The 15,280-nt window shown below is 69.4% G+C and carries 13 protein-coding genes; 4 read left to right on the forward strand and 9 right to left on the reverse strand.

Annotation, left to right across the window (positions count from 1 at the left end):
- Positions 1-121: 121 nt before the first annotated feature.
- Complete coding sequence (locus MUG78_RS15665; RefSeq protein WP_246996365.1) at positions 122-1,741, forward strand: DUF222 domain-containing protein; 1,620 nt, start codon at positions 122-124, stop codon at positions 1,739-1,741.
- A gap of 35 nt (positions 1,742-1,776) precedes the next feature.
- On the opposite strand, the gene MUG78_RS15670 is transcribed toward MUG78_RS15665, so the two are convergent.
- From MUG78_RS15670 to pheS, 3 genes are read right to left on the reverse strand one after another with little or no spacing between them, the layout of a single operon-like run.
- A complete protein-coding gene (locus tag MUG78_RS15670) occupies positions 1,777-2,925 on the reverse strand; it encodes a metallophosphoesterase (RefSeq protein ID WP_246996368.1) in 1,149 nt (382 codons plus the stop codon).
- Positions 2,926-2,948: 23 nt separating this feature from the next.
- The gene (gene pheT / locus MUG78_RS15675) at positions 2,949-5,447 is read right to left on the reverse strand and encodes a phenylalanine--tRNA ligase subunit beta (protein ID WP_246996370.1); all 2,499 of its coding nucleotides are present in this window, start codon (positions 5,445-5,447) and stop codon (positions 2,949-2,951) included.
- Between the two features lie 60 nt (positions 5,448-5,507).
- A complete protein-coding gene (gene pheS, locus MUG78_RS15680) occupies positions 5,508-6,560 on the reverse strand; it encodes a phenylalanine--tRNA ligase subunit alpha (protein ID WP_246996372.1) in 1,053 nt (350 codons plus the stop codon).
- A 1,352-nt stretch (positions 6,561-7,912) separates the two neighbouring features.
- Between pheS and MUG78_RS18360 the strand changes: the two genes are divergently transcribed.
- Together MUG78_RS18360 and MUG78_RS15690 are read left to right on the forward strand one after the other, a co-directional pair.
- Positions 7,913-10,270: a protein kinase domain-containing protein gene (locus MUG78_RS18360; protein ID WP_246996374.1), complete on the forward strand. Its 2,358-nt coding sequence runs from the start codon at positions 7,913-7,915 to the stop codon at positions 10,268-10,270.
- 143 nt (positions 10,271-10,413) lie between these two features.
- Positions 10,414-11,646 (forward strand): metal-dependent hydrolase family protein, encoded by a 1,233-nt coding sequence (locus MUG78_RS15690; protein ID WP_246996376.1) that lies wholly within the window; start codon positions 10,414-10,416, stop codon positions 11,644-11,646.
- 74 nt (positions 11,647-11,720) lie between these two features.
- On the opposite strand, the gene MUG78_RS15695 is transcribed toward MUG78_RS15690, so the two are convergent.
- From MUG78_RS15695 to infC, 4 genes are all read right to left on the reverse strand, one after another.
- Positions 11,721-12,512: a TrmH family RNA methyltransferase gene (locus MUG78_RS15695; RefSeq protein ID WP_246996378.1), complete on the reverse strand. Its 792-nt coding sequence runs from the start codon at positions 12,510-12,512 to the stop codon at positions 11,721-11,723.
- Between the two features lie 40 nt (positions 12,513-12,552).
- Complete coding sequence (gene rplT / locus MUG78_RS15700) at positions 12,553-12,933, reverse strand: 50S ribosomal protein L20 (protein ID WP_246996381.1); 381 nt, start codon at positions 12,931-12,933, stop codon at positions 12,553-12,555.
- 33 nt (positions 12,934-12,966) lie between these two features.
- On the reverse strand, positions 12,967-13,161 hold the full coding sequence (gene rpmI / locus MUG78_RS15705) for a 50S ribosomal protein L35 (protein WP_246996383.1): 195 nt from the start codon (positions 13,159-13,161) through the stop codon (positions 12,967-12,969).
- A gap of 91 nt (positions 13,162-13,252) precedes the next feature.
- Positions 13,253-13,807, reverse strand: coding sequence for a translation initiation factor IF-3 (gene infC / locus MUG78_RS15710; RefSeq protein ID WP_246997101.1), 555 nt, complete (start codon positions 13,805-13,807; stop codon positions 13,253-13,255).
- 256 nt (positions 13,808-14,063) lie between these two features.
- Here infC and MUG78_RS15715 point away from each other — a divergent pair, with 256 nt between their 5' ends.
- Positions 14,064-14,441, forward strand: a complete 378-nt coding sequence (locus tag MUG78_RS15715) for a DUF1844 domain-containing protein (protein ID WP_246996385.1) — start codon at positions 14,064-14,066, stop codon at positions 14,439-14,441.
- On the opposite strand, the gene MUG78_RS15720 is transcribed toward MUG78_RS15715, so the two are convergent.
- Positions 14,344-14,958, reverse strand: coding sequence for a hypothetical protein (locus MUG78_RS15720; protein WP_246996387.1), 615 nt, complete (start codon positions 14,956-14,958; stop codon positions 14,344-14,346). The two genes, MUG78_RS15715 and MUG78_RS15720, sit on opposite strands and share 98 nt — an antisense overlap.
- A 49-nt stretch (positions 14,959-15,007) precedes the next feature.
- The gene (locus MUG78_RS15725; RefSeq protein ID WP_308221376.1) at positions 15,008-15,268 is read right to left on the reverse strand and encodes a hypothetical protein; all 261 of its coding nucleotides are present in this window, start codon (positions 15,266-15,268) and stop codon (positions 15,008-15,010) included.
- Between the last annotated feature and the right edge of the window lie 12 nt (positions 15,269-15,280).

Here is a 15,280-nt window from a genome sequence, read left to right on the forward strand (position 1 = left end):
ACCTCCCCGCCAGGCGATTCAGGTCCCTGGAAAAACTCTGTTCGAACACTTGCGCACATCGAATTGTGCACGTAGTCTGGACTATAGAACGTACGATCGAAGATCGAGAGGGGCGGGCGTCATGGTTCAGATCGACCGCACCTCCCCGTGGACCAAGGCCGACATGGCCGCCGTCGGCATGATCGAACCGGACGCCGACGACACCGATCGGAACCAGTGCCGCGATTGGCTGGTGTACGCCTCCAACGCGCGGCGCGGGCAGTCGTTCCTGCACTGGGAGCAGCTCCGCGGCATCGGCCAGTTCCTCGACATCGCGCTGGCCCATCTTCACGACGCCGTGATCGACGACGGCGCCGACTACGACCCGGTGGACGCCTACGCGGTGGCCGTCACCGAGATCCAGGTGATCTTCGGGGTACGGCAGCGACAAGCGCGGAACCTGGTCGACCAGTCAGTCGCGGTGTCCGAGTCGGTGCCACGCGTGGGCGAGCTGCTGCGCGACGCGCTGATCACCCCGGAGATGTTCGCCATCGCCGTCGCCCGGACCGCGATCGTCCTCGACGCCGACACGCGTGCCGCGGTCGACGCCGACCTAGCCGCAGCGCTGCGATCCGCCGGGCAGGTCTCGGAGAAGGTCGCCACCGGCATCGCCGATCGGGTCGTGGCCCGCCACGACCCGGACGCGGTGCGCCGCCGCCGGGAGAAGGCGAAGGCGCGCCGGAACGTCACCGCGCGCGACTACGAAGACGGCCTCGGCGGCCTCACCATCACCGCCGACGCCGAGGAGGCCCGGCTGGCATGGGCGGCGGTCAACGCACTGGCCGAGAGCGTGTGCCCCGCCGATCCGCGTCCGCTGGGCGTCCGACGCTCGGCGGCGGCCACCGCGCGGCTGCGTCGTCTCCCCTTCGAATGCGGCTGCCCCGACAAGTCCACCTGCACCGCGCACCTCGACGAGGACGCGCTCTCCGAGCGCCAGGCGCGCGTCGTGATCCACGCCGTCTGCCAGAAGTCGACCCTCGACGGGGCCGACGATGAGCCGGGCTATCTGGACGGACACGGCGTGATCGGGGCCGACCACGTCCGCGAGATGGCCCGCCGTGCCGACGCGTGCGTCCGCGACCTGGATCTGGATCAGTTCGGCGCACCCGAGGACCTCGCCGAATCGCCGATCCTCATCGAGCGCACTGCGCAGCCGGCCGAACCCTATCGGCCCACCGCCGCGCTCGACACACTGGTGCGCGGCCTCTTCCCCACCTGCACCGTTCCCGGGTGCGTGCGCCCGGCCTGGAGCTGCGAACTCGACCACGTCGAGGAGTACAACCAGGTCTGCCCTGCCTCCGGCGGTCCCACCTGCCTCTGCAATATCGCCACCAAGTGCAAGTTCCACCATGTGCAGAAAACGAGCGTCGGGGCCGCCGATCCGGCGGCCGGCTTCGTCGACGATCTGTGGATCGACGACGACGGCTCGATCTGGACCGCGATCACCACGCCGCACGGCATCACCGTGGAGGCACCGGCGCCGGGCCAATGGCTGTTCCCGCAACTCGAGGGCGTGAAGTGCCTGCATCAGCCCCACGCGCCGCCTGAGTCACACGTATCACCGGAGTCCGCTCCCGCGCCGCCTCTCGGCGGCGGCCTACGCGCCGCCACCGCGTACAAGCACGCCTGGCGGCGCGCGGAGCGGGCCCGACTCCGTCGTCGTCGCGACCAAGCCGCGGCCGACGACCCACCGCCGTTCTGACGCAGGGTCAGCCGCGCGAGTTCAGCGGCGCAGTTTCAACGGCGCAGAGTCAGGACCACGATCTGCGGCGGTGCGCCGACCCGGACCGGCGGCCCCCAGGCGCCGGCGCCGCGCGAGGTGAAGACGGTGACGTCGCCGACCTGCCCGAAACCGGAGACCACCGGCTGCTGCAGCGCTACCGCATAGCTGAAGGGCCAGAGCTGGCCGTCGTGCGTGTGTCCGGACAGCTGCAGATCGATGCCGCGATCGCGCACGTCCTCGGCCTGCAGCGGCTGGTGGGCGACGTAGATCAGGACGCGGCTCTCGTCGCGGCCGGCGAGCGCGGCATCCGGGTCCGGCCGATACGGGTCGGGTGCGGTGCGGTCGTACACACCGGCCAGGTCGATCACCGCGCCGTCGCGGCGCAGTTCGACGCGCTCGTTGCGGAGCGGGACCACCCCCAGGGTCTCCCAGAAGTCGAGCCAGTTCCCGCCGTCGTCCTCACCGAGGTACTCGTGGTTGCCGCTGACGCCGTACACGCCCATCGGGGCCTTCAGGTCGCGCAGCGGTTCCAGGTCCCGCCCCACCTGTGCCACTCGGCCGTCGGCCAGGTCACCGCCCAGAATCACCACGTCGGGGTGTGTCGCGTTGACCTCCTCCACCACCCGGCGGGTGAAGCCCGCGCCGCGCGCCGGCCCGACGTGCAGGTCGGTGATGAGAGCGACCCGCAGTCCGTTGAGCGGCTCCGGGAGCTTGGTGATGGTGACCGTCTCCTCGGTCACCCGAACACGATCGGCCTCGATCAGGCCGTAGCCCACGATCCCCAGCGCACCCACCACCATGACGGCCGTCGCCACCTGCAGCCAGCGCTGCGGACCGCTCGGCCGATCAGCCCCGCGAATCCGCGTGGACAGGCGGACCACCAGCGCTGCGACGCCGATCAGCAGCACCCCGAGCATCAGGTAGAAGACGACGGCCCACCAGGTGTAACCGACGAACCCGAACACGCGCGCCCACGTCGGATCGATCTGTCCGGCACCGATCAGGAAGGCGACCACGCCGAGGATCATGCCTGCGATGAGCACGCCGTCGGCCACGATGGCCGGGCCGCGACGCAGTCCGGTCGCCACCACCAGCCGACGGTGCAGCCAGTAGGTGATCGCCACCACCAGGAGCAGCGCGACGACAGCAGCGATCCAGACCACGAGTCTTAGCCCCCTCTACGTCGTCAGCGCAGTCGCGCGCCGACTACGGCGCCCGCATGCTCCACCGCCGCCAGCTTCGCGACGTTGGCGTCCTCTTCGGTGAGGGTGCGATCGCCCGCGCGGAAGGTCAGCGCGAAGGTCAACGACTTGTGGCCCTCCCCGACCTGTTCACCGGCGAAGACGTCGAACAGCGCGATCGATTCCAGCAGTTCGCCGGCACCGGCCCGCAACGCATCCTGGACCTGCTGGGCGGGCACGTCGTCGGCCACCACCACGTTCACGTCCTGCAGCACCGCGGGGTAGTGCGAGACCTGCGGCGACGGCAGGACTTCGGTCAGCGGCAGCGCGTCGAGGTCGAGCTCCAGCGCGCACAGGCGCGCGGGCAGCCCGGCCCGCTCGAGGATCGCCGGGTGCAGTTCGCCGGCGTAGCCGACGGTCTGTCCGTCCACTTCCAGGCGCGCACAGCGGCCCGGATGCCACGGCAGTTCCTGATCGGCGACCAGCGACAGTTCCACCCCGGAAGCAGCGGCGATGATGCGGGCGGCCTCGAAGGCGTCGTAGGCGTCGGCGACCCGACCCGGACCCCACGGTCCGGCGGGGTCGCGCTGGCCGGTCAGCACGCCGGCCACGTGGACCGGCTGCTGTGGCAGCGAGGCATCCAGCGCGGCCAGCTCGTCGTCGGACGGGCGACGGGTCACGTCGAGCGCAGGCACCACCGGTCCCTGCTCACCGCCGAGGACCACCTGGCCGACGGCGAACAGCGCGAGGTCGCGGTTGCCGCGCGCGAGGTTGCGCGCGGTCATCTCCAGCAGCCCCGGGAGCAGCGTGGTGTTCAGTTCCGGACGATCGGTCTCCAGCGGATTGAGCACCTTGACGGTGGCGCGACGGGGATCGTCGTCGGCCAGCCCCCACACGTCGAAGACGCCGGTGGGCAGGAACGGGTACGGCAGCACCTCGACGAAGCCGTGGGTGGCCAGCGCGATGCCGACACCGCGACGACGACGCTGGCGCGGGGTGAGGCCGGTGCCGCCGGGTGCGCTCGGCAGGACCGCGGGAATGCCTTCGAGGCCTTCCAGTCGCAGCACTTCTTCGACCAGGTCGGCGGGCTGGGTCAGGTCGGGGCGCCACGACGGCGGGACCACGGCGAGCGTCGGCACGACACCCTCGGCGGCGGCTTCGTCGCCGGTCACCTGGCAGCCGACCTCGCGCAGTCGTGCGGCGGTGGTGCCCGCCGGGTAGGCCAGTCCGGCGACGGTGTCGGGCAGATCCGCGGCGATCACGATCGCGGCGGTGGGCGTCGGGTCGACACGCACGTCCGACAGTGCGCCGACGATGCGTCCGCCGGCGATCTCGGTGATCAGGGCGGCCGCGCGATCGGAGGCCACCGGGGTGATCTCCGGATCCACACGCCGCTCGAAGCGCTTGGCGGCCTCCGAGCTGAGTTTGTGGCGCTTGCCGGTGCGGAAGACGCGGACCTGATCGAAGTCGGCCGACTCCAGCAGCACCCGGGTGGTGGTGGCCGTGACCTCGGTGGCCGCGCCACCCATCACGCCGGCCAGGGCGATCGGACCGGAATCGTCGGCGATCACCACGTCCTCGGGGTCGAGGGTCCGGACCACGCCGTCGAGCGTCTCCAGCTTCTCGCCCGCGCGCGCCGAGCGCACGCGGATGGTTCCGACCAGCTTGTCGGCGTCGAAGGCGTGCAGCGGCTGACCGAGTTCGGTCATCACGTAGTTGGTCACGTCGACGATGCCGGAGATCGGCCGGATCCCGGCGACCATCAGGCGCTTGGCCATCCACCACGGCGAGATCGCGGTCGCGTCGACACCCTCGATCACGCGGGCGGTGTACCGGCGGGCGTCACTGTCGTCGTCGAGTGCCACCGGCCACGGTTCCCCTGCCTCGCCGGCCAGCGGCGCGCCGGGCAGACCGGGATCGACGTAGGGCACCGCGAAGGCGCTGGCCAGTTCGCGGGCCAGGCCGCGCATGGAGAAGGCGTAGCCGCGATCCGGGGTGACGTTGACGTCGATCGCCACGTCGTCCAGTCCGAGCACCTCGTCGGCGCTGGTGCCGGGCTCGGCGGTGCCGGGCGCCAGCACCAGGATGCCGGAGTGATCAGTGCCGATACCGAGCTCGGAGACCGAGCAGATCATGCCGGCCGACATCTTGCCGTAGGTCTTCCGCGCGCCGATCTCGAAACCGCCGGGCAGCACAGCACCCGGAAGGGCGACCACCACGAGGTCGCCGACGTTGAAATTCCGTGCGCCGCAGACGATCTCCTGCGGTGAGTCGTTGCCGACCTCCACGAGGCAGAAGCGGATCGGCTTCTTGAACTCGGTGAGTTCCTCGATGTTCGCGACCCGGCCCACCACCAGCGGACCGGTGATCGTCGGGAAGGGCTCGACGTCCTCGATTTCGAAGCCGACGCGCACGAAGGCTGCGTCGATGTCATCGGTCGACGCCGACCAACCGGGGGCTCCGGCCTGCAGTGCTTCGGTCAGCCAGGACTGGGAGAGGCGCACGGGGAACTTCTTTCGCGTCGGTGCGGATTGCGTGAGGGAGATCGGGGGTGAGGCCGCGAATTACAGTGCGGCGCCGAACGGCAGGGTGAAGCGCACGTCGCCCTCCACCATGTCGCGCATGTCCGGGAGGTCGTTGCGGAACTGCAGGGTGCGTTCCAGGCCCATGCCGAAGGCGAAGCCGGTGTACACGTCGGGGTCTATGCCGCTGGCGCGCAACACGTTCGGGTTCACCATGCCGCAGCCGCCCCACTCCACCCAGCCAGCGCCGCCCTTGCGGCCCGGGAACCAGACGTCCACTTCGGCGGACGGCTCGGTGAACGGGAAGTAGCTCGCTCGCATCCGCGTGGTGGTCTCCGGACCGAACAGCGCCTTGGCGAAGGTCTCCAGGGTGCCGCGCAGGTTCGCCAGGGTCAGGCCCTTGTCGACGGCCAGGCCCTCGATCTGGTGGAAGACCGGCGTGTGGGTGGCGTCGAGTTCGTCGGTCCGGAAGGTCCGGCCCGGGCAGGCAACGTAGATCGGGACTTCGCGATCAAGCATCGACCGCACCTGCACCGGCGAGGTGTGGGTGCGCAGCACCTGCCGCGAGCCCTCCGGGGCGATGTAGAAGGTGTCCTGCATCGAGCGAGCCGGGTGGTCGGGCAGGAAGTTGAGCGCATCGAAGTTGTGGTGCTCGGTCTCCACCTCGGGGCCCTCGGCGATCTCCCAACCCATGGCGACGAAGACGTCGGCCACCTGGTCGGCGATCACCGTGATCGGGTGCCGGGCGCCGGCCCGACGGCGCGGCGCAGCCAGCGTCACGTCGATCGATTCGGCGACGAGCACCGCTGCGTCCCGCTCGGCGGAGAGCACCGCGGTGCGGGCGTCGAGGGCAGCGGCGACGGCGGTGCGCACCTCGTTGACCAGCTTGCCCGCGGCCGAGCGCTCCTGCTTGGGCAGCGCGCCCAGTGCGCGACGGGCCAGAGCGACGGGCGAGCGGTCACCGGTGTGGGCGGTCTTCGCCGCGGCGAGTTCGGTCAGGTCGACGGCCCCGGCGAACGCGGCCTCGGCGGCAGCGACCGCGGCGCTCAGCGCCTCGGGGGTCGGGAACTCGAGCTGGATGTTCTCGTCAGCCACGGATCGGGCGCTCCTCGCAGGACTAGTCGATAGGAAGGATCGAGAGCAGCCACGCTGGGCGTTCTCGCTGAAACCATCCTAGTGGACTCGCCGACGCCAACAGGCATGGGATCACCGTGCATGCAGAGCCCCGGTGTTACGCTCGACGGGTTTTGAGCACGGGGGTGGGCGATGACTCGCGCGATGCTGCGTCGTAATCAGGGATGGGGCCTTGTTGTTCTGCTGGCTACAGCTCTCCCGATCAGTGGCTGCCAGGGCGAACCCAGTACGACCAGATCGGCGATCCCTTCAACGCCACCGCGGTCTGCAGCCGACTATCCGGTAATCTGGCTCCCGACACCGGCCCTCGACCTCAATAGCCCCGACGGCACCTTTGCCCGCGCATACGGGGAATCCATCTATCGAAGCCAATGGCTGGGCTGGGACGGAGTAGCACCAGGGTTCCAAGAAGCTTACGATCCGATGCTGCCACTGACCGACTTCGATGGGCAACCTCTCGGATACCAACGCGACGCTCGACGCCGTGTCGCGCCGCACATCAGCTACATGTGGGCTGCACCTTTCCCTGAACCCGACCCAGCCGAGAAAGATGACACTGGGGGTAACTGGAGATCGTTGAGTCCGGACGTGGGCGGGCTGGCACTCTGTGTTCACGCGGCGATCCGCCTGCCGAAAGGCGTCGCTGCGCCGGCGCTCGAGATCTTCACCTATCGGCGCGACGGTACAGCGCCACCGGCCGACCAGCAGGGCCCGCGTGCCATGCCGAGCCTCAACGTCTTCGGCGGATGGCACGGCCTCGACTGGATCCTACCGACAGACCCGCTCAGGAAGCGGTGTGATCGCCTTCCCACAGGCGCGCCTCCATTGTCGAACGACATGGTCCGATCTCAGCCCGGATGGCCCGCCGACGGCCAGTGACGCATCAGCGCGCGGAGACAAACCACTGGTCCGCAGTCGAGGATTCACCAGGAACAACTGCAAGGGCGTGTCACCGTCGACTGGCTGAACGGCGCCGCACCCCTGGGCAAGCAGCAGCACTCCACGATCAGCGGCACCAAGAAGCCCGGCAAGGTCCTGCTCCAGAAGGAGATCTGGATCGGCTCCGGCCTGGCGCTGATCGCCTTCCGATCCGGCGGCCCGGTCCAGAAGCCGGCCAGCGGCTACATCTGGGTCAGCTGAGCCACCGCGGACCCGGGATCGGCGTCACGGGATGGCGACGAATCCGGCAACCAGCCGCCCCAGCCCTCGAACTGTTCCTAAGTGAAAGGTAAGTTGAGGCAATCCAGCTGCAACCCCGTGGTCTGCGGGGTTCGACCGCAGCGCTCTTCTTGAGCGCCATATAGGGAGGTATTGTGCCGGTCGCACCAGGACAACAGATTGCGGGATACCGCGTCGTCGCCCAACTCGGCTCGGGGGCCATGGGCGACGTGTACATCGTGGAGAATCCGCACCTCATGCGCCGCGAGGCCATGAAAGTGATTTCGGTCGGCGGGTCGTCGAACCCCGACTTCCAGCAGCGCTTCACCAATGAGGCGCGCACCGCCGCCGCGCTGGACCACCCGAGCATCATCACGGTGTACGCCTACGGCGTCGAGAACGAAGCCCCGTGGTTCACCATGAGCTACCTCGACGGCCCGGACCTCGCATCCGAACGACTCTCCGCCGCCGATGTGATCACCGTGGTGAGTCAGGTGTCCGACGCACTGGACTACGCGCACGCCCGCCAGGTGGTCCACCGCGACATCAAGCCGGCCAACATCGTGATCACCCGCGAGGACGACGGCACGCTCCGCCGCGCCGTGGTCCTCGACTTCGGTATCGCCCGCCTCTCCGACTCCCCGCAGCTCACCGCGGCGAACTCGGTGGTCGGCACGATGGCCTACACCGCGCCGGAGATCATCTCCGGCCATGCCGCCGACGCACGGTCGGACCAGTACTCGCTGGCCTGCACCACCTACACCATGCTGGCCGGCACGTCGCCGTTCCACGGCGACACCTCGGCGTCGATCATGATGGCGCACCTGCAGCAGCCCGTGCCGTCGATCGCCCAGGTCCGCCCGGACCTCGCACCCCTCGCGCCGGTCCTTCAGCGCGCGATGGACAAGAACCCGGCCAACCGCTATCCCGACTGCCGGTCGTTCGCCGCCGACCTGCAGCGCGCGCTCGCTCACACGCAGGCCGGCACGTCGACCACCGTCGCCCCGATCCCGCTGCCGGGCGGCCACACCTCGCATCCGTCGGTGCCCGGTTCCCACCCCGGTTTCGGTTCCCAGCCCGGCTTCGGTTCCCAGCCCGGCTTCGGAGCGCAGCCGGGGTACGGTTCCCAGCCGTCGGTCCCCGGTTACCCGCAGCCCGGCACCCTGCCGGACGGCACCATGCCGATGTACCCGCCGAGCCAGCCCGGCCAGCCCGTCGGTGCGCCCGGCTGGGCGCCGATGGCCGGTATGCCCGGCCAGCCCGGCGGCGTGCCGCCGAAGAAGAGCAAGAAGGGTCTGTTCGTGGGGCTCGGCGTGCTCGCGGTCGCGATCATCGCGGTGGCGGCCACATCACCGCTGTGGTGGCCCAAGTCCGATCCGGCACCGGTGGTAGCGACCGCGTCGTCGCAGGCCACCCTCGCGTCGTATCTGGGTACCCTGTGCGCCATCGAAAAGTCGGCCCTCTACTGCTGGGGCGGCAACAGCGAAGGCCAGCTCGGCGACGGCTCGGAGAACGACCGGATCACCCCGGCCGCCATCAGCACGCTCAAGGACGTCACCGCGGTGGCCCTCGGCGGCTACAACGAGGGCGACGAGCCCGAGGTCACCACGTGCGCGGTGGCCGAGAACGACGCCTACTGCTGGGGTTCGGGCCTGTTCGGCGTCCTCGGCAACAACTCGAGCAGCAGTTCCTCGGTCCCGCTCAAGGTCAACGGCCTCGGCAAGGTGACCGCGATCAGCACCGACAAGTACACCACCTGCGCGGTCTCCGACGGCGACGTCTGGTGCTGGGGCTGGAACTCCCGCGGCGAGGGCGGCTCCGACTCCGGCTCGGAGATCGAGATGCCGACCAAGGTCACCGGCGTCGCCGACGTCACGTCCCTGTCGGTCCGCAGCGGTAACACCTGCGCGGTGACCAAGCAGCAGGAACTGTTCTGCTGGGGCGACAACTACAACGGCCAGCTCGGCAACGGCAACACCGATCGCAACCCGGTCCCCGCCAAGGTCGAGGGCCTCGGCAAGGTCACCTCGGTCTCGGTCGGTTCGGGTAGCGCCGACAAGGTGCGCTTCAATCAGGTCTGCGCCGTGTCCGACGGTGACGTCTACTGCTGGGGCGCCACGTTCGCCGGCGACTCCAGCGACGTGACCCCGCAGCTCTCGCCGAAGAAGATCGACGGCCTGCCCGGCGGCGCGACGACGGTCAGCACCGACATCAACACGATGTGCGCCACGGCCGACGACAAGGCCTACTGCTGGGGCAACGACCGCCTCGCGCAGGCCGGCAACAACGCCGCCTCGGACGTCATCAGCACCCCGACCGAGGTCCGAGGCCTCGGCAAGGTGACCGCCGTGGTCACCGGCACCAGCACCTCGTGCGCGATGTCCGACGACCAGGCCTACTGCTGGGGCTTCAACGGCGGCGGCCGCATCGGCGACGGCAGCCAGCCCGACCCGGGCCCGAACGACGAGTCGCCGAAGGTCCCGAACCCCGTGCGGGTCGCGATCCCGGACTGATCGACTCGGCGACGGCAACGAGAAGAGGGGGCCGCGGCGCTTTGCGCCGCGGGCCCCTCCTTTTGTGCCGTGTCCGGGACGGGCCGCGCAGCGCCGACGCGCGAATCCGGAACACCCCGTCGGCACCGTGTAGAACAACAAGTATGACGACCACTGTCTTGCACAATGCCCGCCTGATCGACGGCACCGGAGCCGAACCCGTCGCCGACGCCGTCGTCGTGATCGACGACAGCACCATCACCTACGCTGGTCCGGCGTCCGGCGCCCCGCAGGTCGACGACGCGGCGACCCGCGTCGATCTCGGCGGCAACACCGTCTGCCCCGGATTCTTCGACGTCCACGTGCACATGTCGCTGCCCGGCACCAAGGGCTCCCCGATCATGGCCGCGATGGTCCCGCCGTCGTACCGCTACTTCCAGCTGATCGACCGCCTGAAGGTGACGCTGCAGGCCGGGGTCACCACGGTGCGCGACATGATGGGCATCGACACCGGTGTCCGCGACGCGGTGGCGCACGGCCTCATCGAGGGCCCGCGCCTGCTGGTCGCCGACAAGATGATCAGCCAGACCGGCGGCCACGCCGACTTCCACATCCCGTCCGGCCTGAGCGGCACCGGAATCGTCGGCGGCGTCCTGGTGGACACCGTCGACGAGGCCCGCCTCGAAGCGCGCGAACTCTGCCGCGAGGGCGTCGACGTGATCAAGGTGGCCTCCAGCGGCGGCGTCACGTCGATCAACGACGAACCCGACTACCTCGGCGCGCGCGAAGAGATCGTCTCGGCTCTGGTCGAGGAGGGCGACGCCTACGGCGGCCGTCCCGTCGCCGCACACGCGATCGGCCTCAAGGGCATCACCGCGGCCATCCGCGGCGGCGCGCGCAGCATCGAGCACGGCTATGCGATCACCGACGAACTGCGCCAGGAAATGGTCGCCAACGGCCAGTTCCTGGTTCCGACGCTGCTCGAGACCATGCACCCGGACACCGCCACCCCGCAGGCCGTCGCCAAGAGCGAGAAGTGGCACGCGATGGCGCAGGAGTCGATCCGCAAGTCGGTCGACGCCGGTATCAAGATCGCGACCGGCACCGACGCCGGACTGGTCCCCGACCACGGCACCAACCTCGGAGAGGTGGGCCTGCTGGTGAGGTTCGGCGGCATGACGCCGCTGCAGGCGATCAGCGCAGGCACCAAGGTCTCCGCGGAGCTGTGCGGCGTCGACGACAAGCTCGGCACCCTGGAAGCCGGGAAGCTGGCCGACGTGGTCGTCGTGAAGGGCGATCCCAGTGTCGACGCCGACCTCGTGGGCGACAACGCCAACATCCTGCTGGTCCTCAAGGAGGGCAAGGCCAAGAGCAACCGCGGCGACTTCGCGGTCTAGCCACGACGCAGACGAAACGGGCCCGCCACACGTCACGTGTGGCGGGCCCCGCTCGTCTGTCCCTCGCCTCTTGTTCAGTGCTGCGCGGTGGCGCTCGCATAGAGGCAGATGGCCGACGCGGCAGCCAGGTTGAGGCTCTCGGCGCGGCCGTGAATGGGAATCGAGACACGGTGGTCGGCGGCGGCCACCACCGACTCGGGCAGGCCGTGCGCCTCGTTGCCGAACAGCCAGGCGTGACCGGCAGCGAGTAGCTCGCCGGCGGCGGGCAGGTCCACTTCCCCACCCATGGTGGTCGCCAGCGTCGCCAGGCCCGCGGCGCGCACGCGGTCCAGGGCGCCGTCGACGTCCTTGTCCACGGCGATCGGCACATGGAAGACGCTGCCCGCGCTGGCGCGCACGCATTTGCCGTTGTGCGGGTCCACGGCGTCGCCGAGCAGCAGCACCGCGGCCGCCCCCATCGCGTCGGCGCAGCGGATCAGGGTGCCGACGTTGCCCGGCTCGCGCGGCTCCACCGCGACCACCACGAAGCCCGCGCCGGCCAGATCGAAGTGGTGCAGGCTCGTGGTGACGAGCGCGGAGACCGCGAAGATCCCCGGGGCGGTGGTGGTCTCGCTGAGCTTGTCGGCGGCGCGCGCCGTGAGGCGGTGCACCGGCAGTCCGGCCGTCTCGGCACGCTCGATCAGCTCGCGGTGACGGTCGGCGTCGTCGTCGCGCACCAGCAACTGCCGGGCGCGTTCGGTGGACAGTGCGGCGTCGACTGCGTTGGCCCCTTCGGCGAGGAAGATCCCCTCGGCGCGTCGGACCGACGCCCGGTGCAGTTTGGCCAACGAAACGACCCGCGACGAACGTTCGGTGAGAACATCCATCGCGGGTCGGTTCGTGTCTACGGTGTCGACAGCGGGCCGATCAGGCGGCCGGTGCGTTGACGTCGTCGGGCAGCGCCTTGCGAGCCACGTCGACCAGACCGGCGAACGCGGTCGGGTCGGTGACGGCCAGGTCGGCGAGGACCTTGCGGTCCACCTCGACGCCGGCCAGCTTCAGGCCCTGCATGAAGCGGTTGTAGGTCATGTCGTTCTGACGCGCCGCAGCGTTGATGCGCTGGATCCACAGCTTGCGGAACTCGCCCTTGCGCGCCTTGCGGTCGCGGTAGGCGTAGGTCATCGAGTGGAGCTGCTGCTCCTTGGCCTTGCGGTACAGGCGCGACCGCTGACCGCGGTAGCCCTTCGAGGCCTCGAGGATAGTGCGGCGCTTCTTATGAGCGTTGACCGCCCTTTTGACACGTGCCATGAGTTTTCAGTCCTAACTAACGATTCTTACAAGTCACTTGTTCAGCAGGCGCTTGATGCGCGGGGCGTCGGCCTCGCTCACCACGACGGTGCCGTCCAGGCGACGCTTGACCCGCGAGGACTTGTGCTCGAGGAGGTGGCGCTTGCCGGCCTTCTGGCGGACGATCTTGCCGCTGCCGGTCACCTTGAATCGCTTCGCGGTGCCCTTGTGAGTCTTGCTCTTAGGCATGGTTTTCCTTCATTCGGGCGAAGACCATCGCCGTGCCGTTGGTCCGGCGCGGTGCTGGCTTCGCGTGAGTGGGGTGCGGGGGTTGGGCTGCTTAGCTGTCCGACGTGGACTGCTGAGCCTGTGCCCGGGTCTTGGAGCCCTTGTGCGGGGCGAGGACCATGGTCATGTTGCGTCCGTCCTGCTTCGCCGAGGTCTCGACGTAGCCGAACTCGGCGACGTCGTTGCCCAGGCGCTGCAAGAGCCGGTAACCCAGCTCGGGGCGGGACTGCTCACGACCGCGGAACATGATGGTGACCTTGACCTTGGAGCCCGCTTCGAGGAACCGGACGACGTGACCCTTCTTGGTCTCGTAGTCGTGGTCGTCGATCTTCGGGCGGAGCTTCTGCTCCTTGATCACGGTCATCTGCTGGTTACGGCGGGACTCGCGCTTCTTCTGCGCCGCCTCGTACTTGAACTTGCCGTAGTCCATGATCTTGCACACCGGCGGGCGCGCGTCGGGCGCAACCTCTACCAGGTCCAAGTCGGCTTCGTAAGCCAGGCGAAGCGCATCTTCAACACGCACGATGCCCACCTGCTCACCGCCGGGTCCGACAAGCCGGACCTCGGGGACGCGGATGCGCTCATTGATGCGGGTCTCAGTGCTGATGTGGCCTCCTCCATCGGGTTTTCACTGCCGACCGTTCGTGCGGAGCGAAGTAGCGAGAGGGGCGTTCGATGCGAAGACACCAACGCAGATGCGGGCGGCGGCATCCCGGACGGGCGCCGCGCCACCATCGTCGTGCGATGATGTGACCTTCGACCGTAAAACAGCAGCTCATCGAGTGCGTCGGACGGTGGGATACGAACATCCTCTTGCTACCCCGGCAACGCCAGGGCGGTCATGCTGTGAAAGTCTAACAGTCGTGAGCGCAGATTCCTATTCCACCGATCCGTCCGACACGCCGGAGGCCAGCGGCCCCGACCAGGTGCGCGAACTCGCCACCATCCCGTCGATCGAGGTGATCTCCCGCGCGGCCGTCATGCTGATGAGCGCGGCCGCGGAGAAGATCGGCCCGGAAGCCGGCGGCGACGAACAGTACCGCGATCTCCCCGAGGCCCGCACCCTGATCACCGCCCTCGCCGGCCTGGTGGTCGCGGCCAGCCCCGACCTCGGTGTGCACCGCAAGCCGATCCGCGACGGCCTCAAGGCACTCCAGCTCGCCTTCCGCGAGGCCAGCGCGTTCCCGGACGAGCCCGGCGAAGGCCCCGGCGAGAAGCTGACCGGCCCGCCCCGCGCCTGACGTTCTGGCCTGAATCGCGCGTCACTTCGGATGTGCGCACTCTGCAGGGTGCGCGGATCCGAAGTGACGCGCGATTCTGCGTTTCGGCCACGGCGTCGTGCGGCTTCTCCCCCTCGCGCAGGACGCCGCGGTACTTGATGAGGCCGTCGAACTCGCCGATGAGCAGACCGTCCCAGTCGTAGTCCGGGAAGTACTGCTCACCGGACAGCCAGTATTCGCGCTGGAGCTGCGGCAGCGGGAGGTCGGCGTCGATCATCTGCGCTCGACTCCACGACTCCCCGACCGTCGCCGACAGTCCACTGCCGTGGGCGACGGCGCGCTGCGCGATCCGGATGCCCGTCGTCGTACGTTCCGCAGCCGCCGCGTGCAGCGACTCCTTACTCACCCCGCGGGCCAGGACGCCGTCGACAACGGTGAGCGCCTGCGCGAAGGTACCGGTCTGCGCCAGATCCAGCGCCGTGCGCCGCAGGTCGGTGACCCGAATGCCGTCCACCTCGACGATCTCGCTGTCCGGCACGGCGCCCGCGTGGCGGTGGCGGCCGGCCCGCTGTCCACAGCCGCGGCGGTCAGCCCATGGACTTGCGGATCTCTTCCAGCTTGGCCTTGGCGGCCTTGTCGCGCTCGGCGAGGAGGTCGTCGAGCTCGCGGCTCTCCGGCATGGCCGACGCCAGTTCCTCGGCGCCGATCGCGACGGCGGCGCGCTTCTCGATCTTGTCCCGCACGAAGTCGAGGGTCGGCTCGCCGGCCTTGGTGTAGCCGGTGACCTCCTCGTACGACGGCGCCTGCACGCCGGGGCTGAGGGCGTCGTCGAACGAAGGTGTGCTCATGGGAGCCATGCT

The sequence above is a fragment of the Gordonia alkaliphila genome, assembly GCF_023017165.1.
Taxonomy (GTDB): domain Bacteria; phylum Actinomycetota; class Actinomycetes; order Mycobacteriales; family Mycobacteriaceae; genus Gordonia; species Gordonia alkaliphila.

What these genes read in the sequence shown, in the direction of transcription:
- MUG78_RS15665 (WP_246996365.1), top strand. Translation starts at nt 122, where the DNA reads ATGGTTCAGATCGACCGCACCTCCCCGTGGACCAAGGCCGACATGGCC.
- MUG78_RS15690 (WP_246996376.1), top strand. Translation starts at nt 10,414, where the DNA reads ATGACGACCACTGTCTTGCACAATGCCCGCCTGATCGACGGCACCGGA.
- MUG78_RS15695 (WP_246996378.1), bottom strand. Translation starts at nt 12,512, where the DNA reads ATGGATGTTCTCACCGAACGTTCGTCGCGGGTCGTTTCGTTGGCCAAA.
- rplT (WP_246996381.1), bottom strand. Translation starts at nt 12,933, where the DNA reads ATGGCACGTGTCAAAAGGGCGGTCAACGCTCATAAGAAGCGCCGCACT.
- rpmI (WP_246996383.1), bottom strand. Translation starts at nt 13,161, where the DNA reads ATGCCTAAGAGCAAGACTCACAAGGGCACCGCGAAGCGATTCAAGGTG.
- MUG78_RS15725 (WP_308221376.1), bottom strand. Translation starts at nt 15,268, where the DNA reads ATGAGCACACCTTCGTTCGACGACGCCCTCAGCCCCGGCGTGCAGGCG.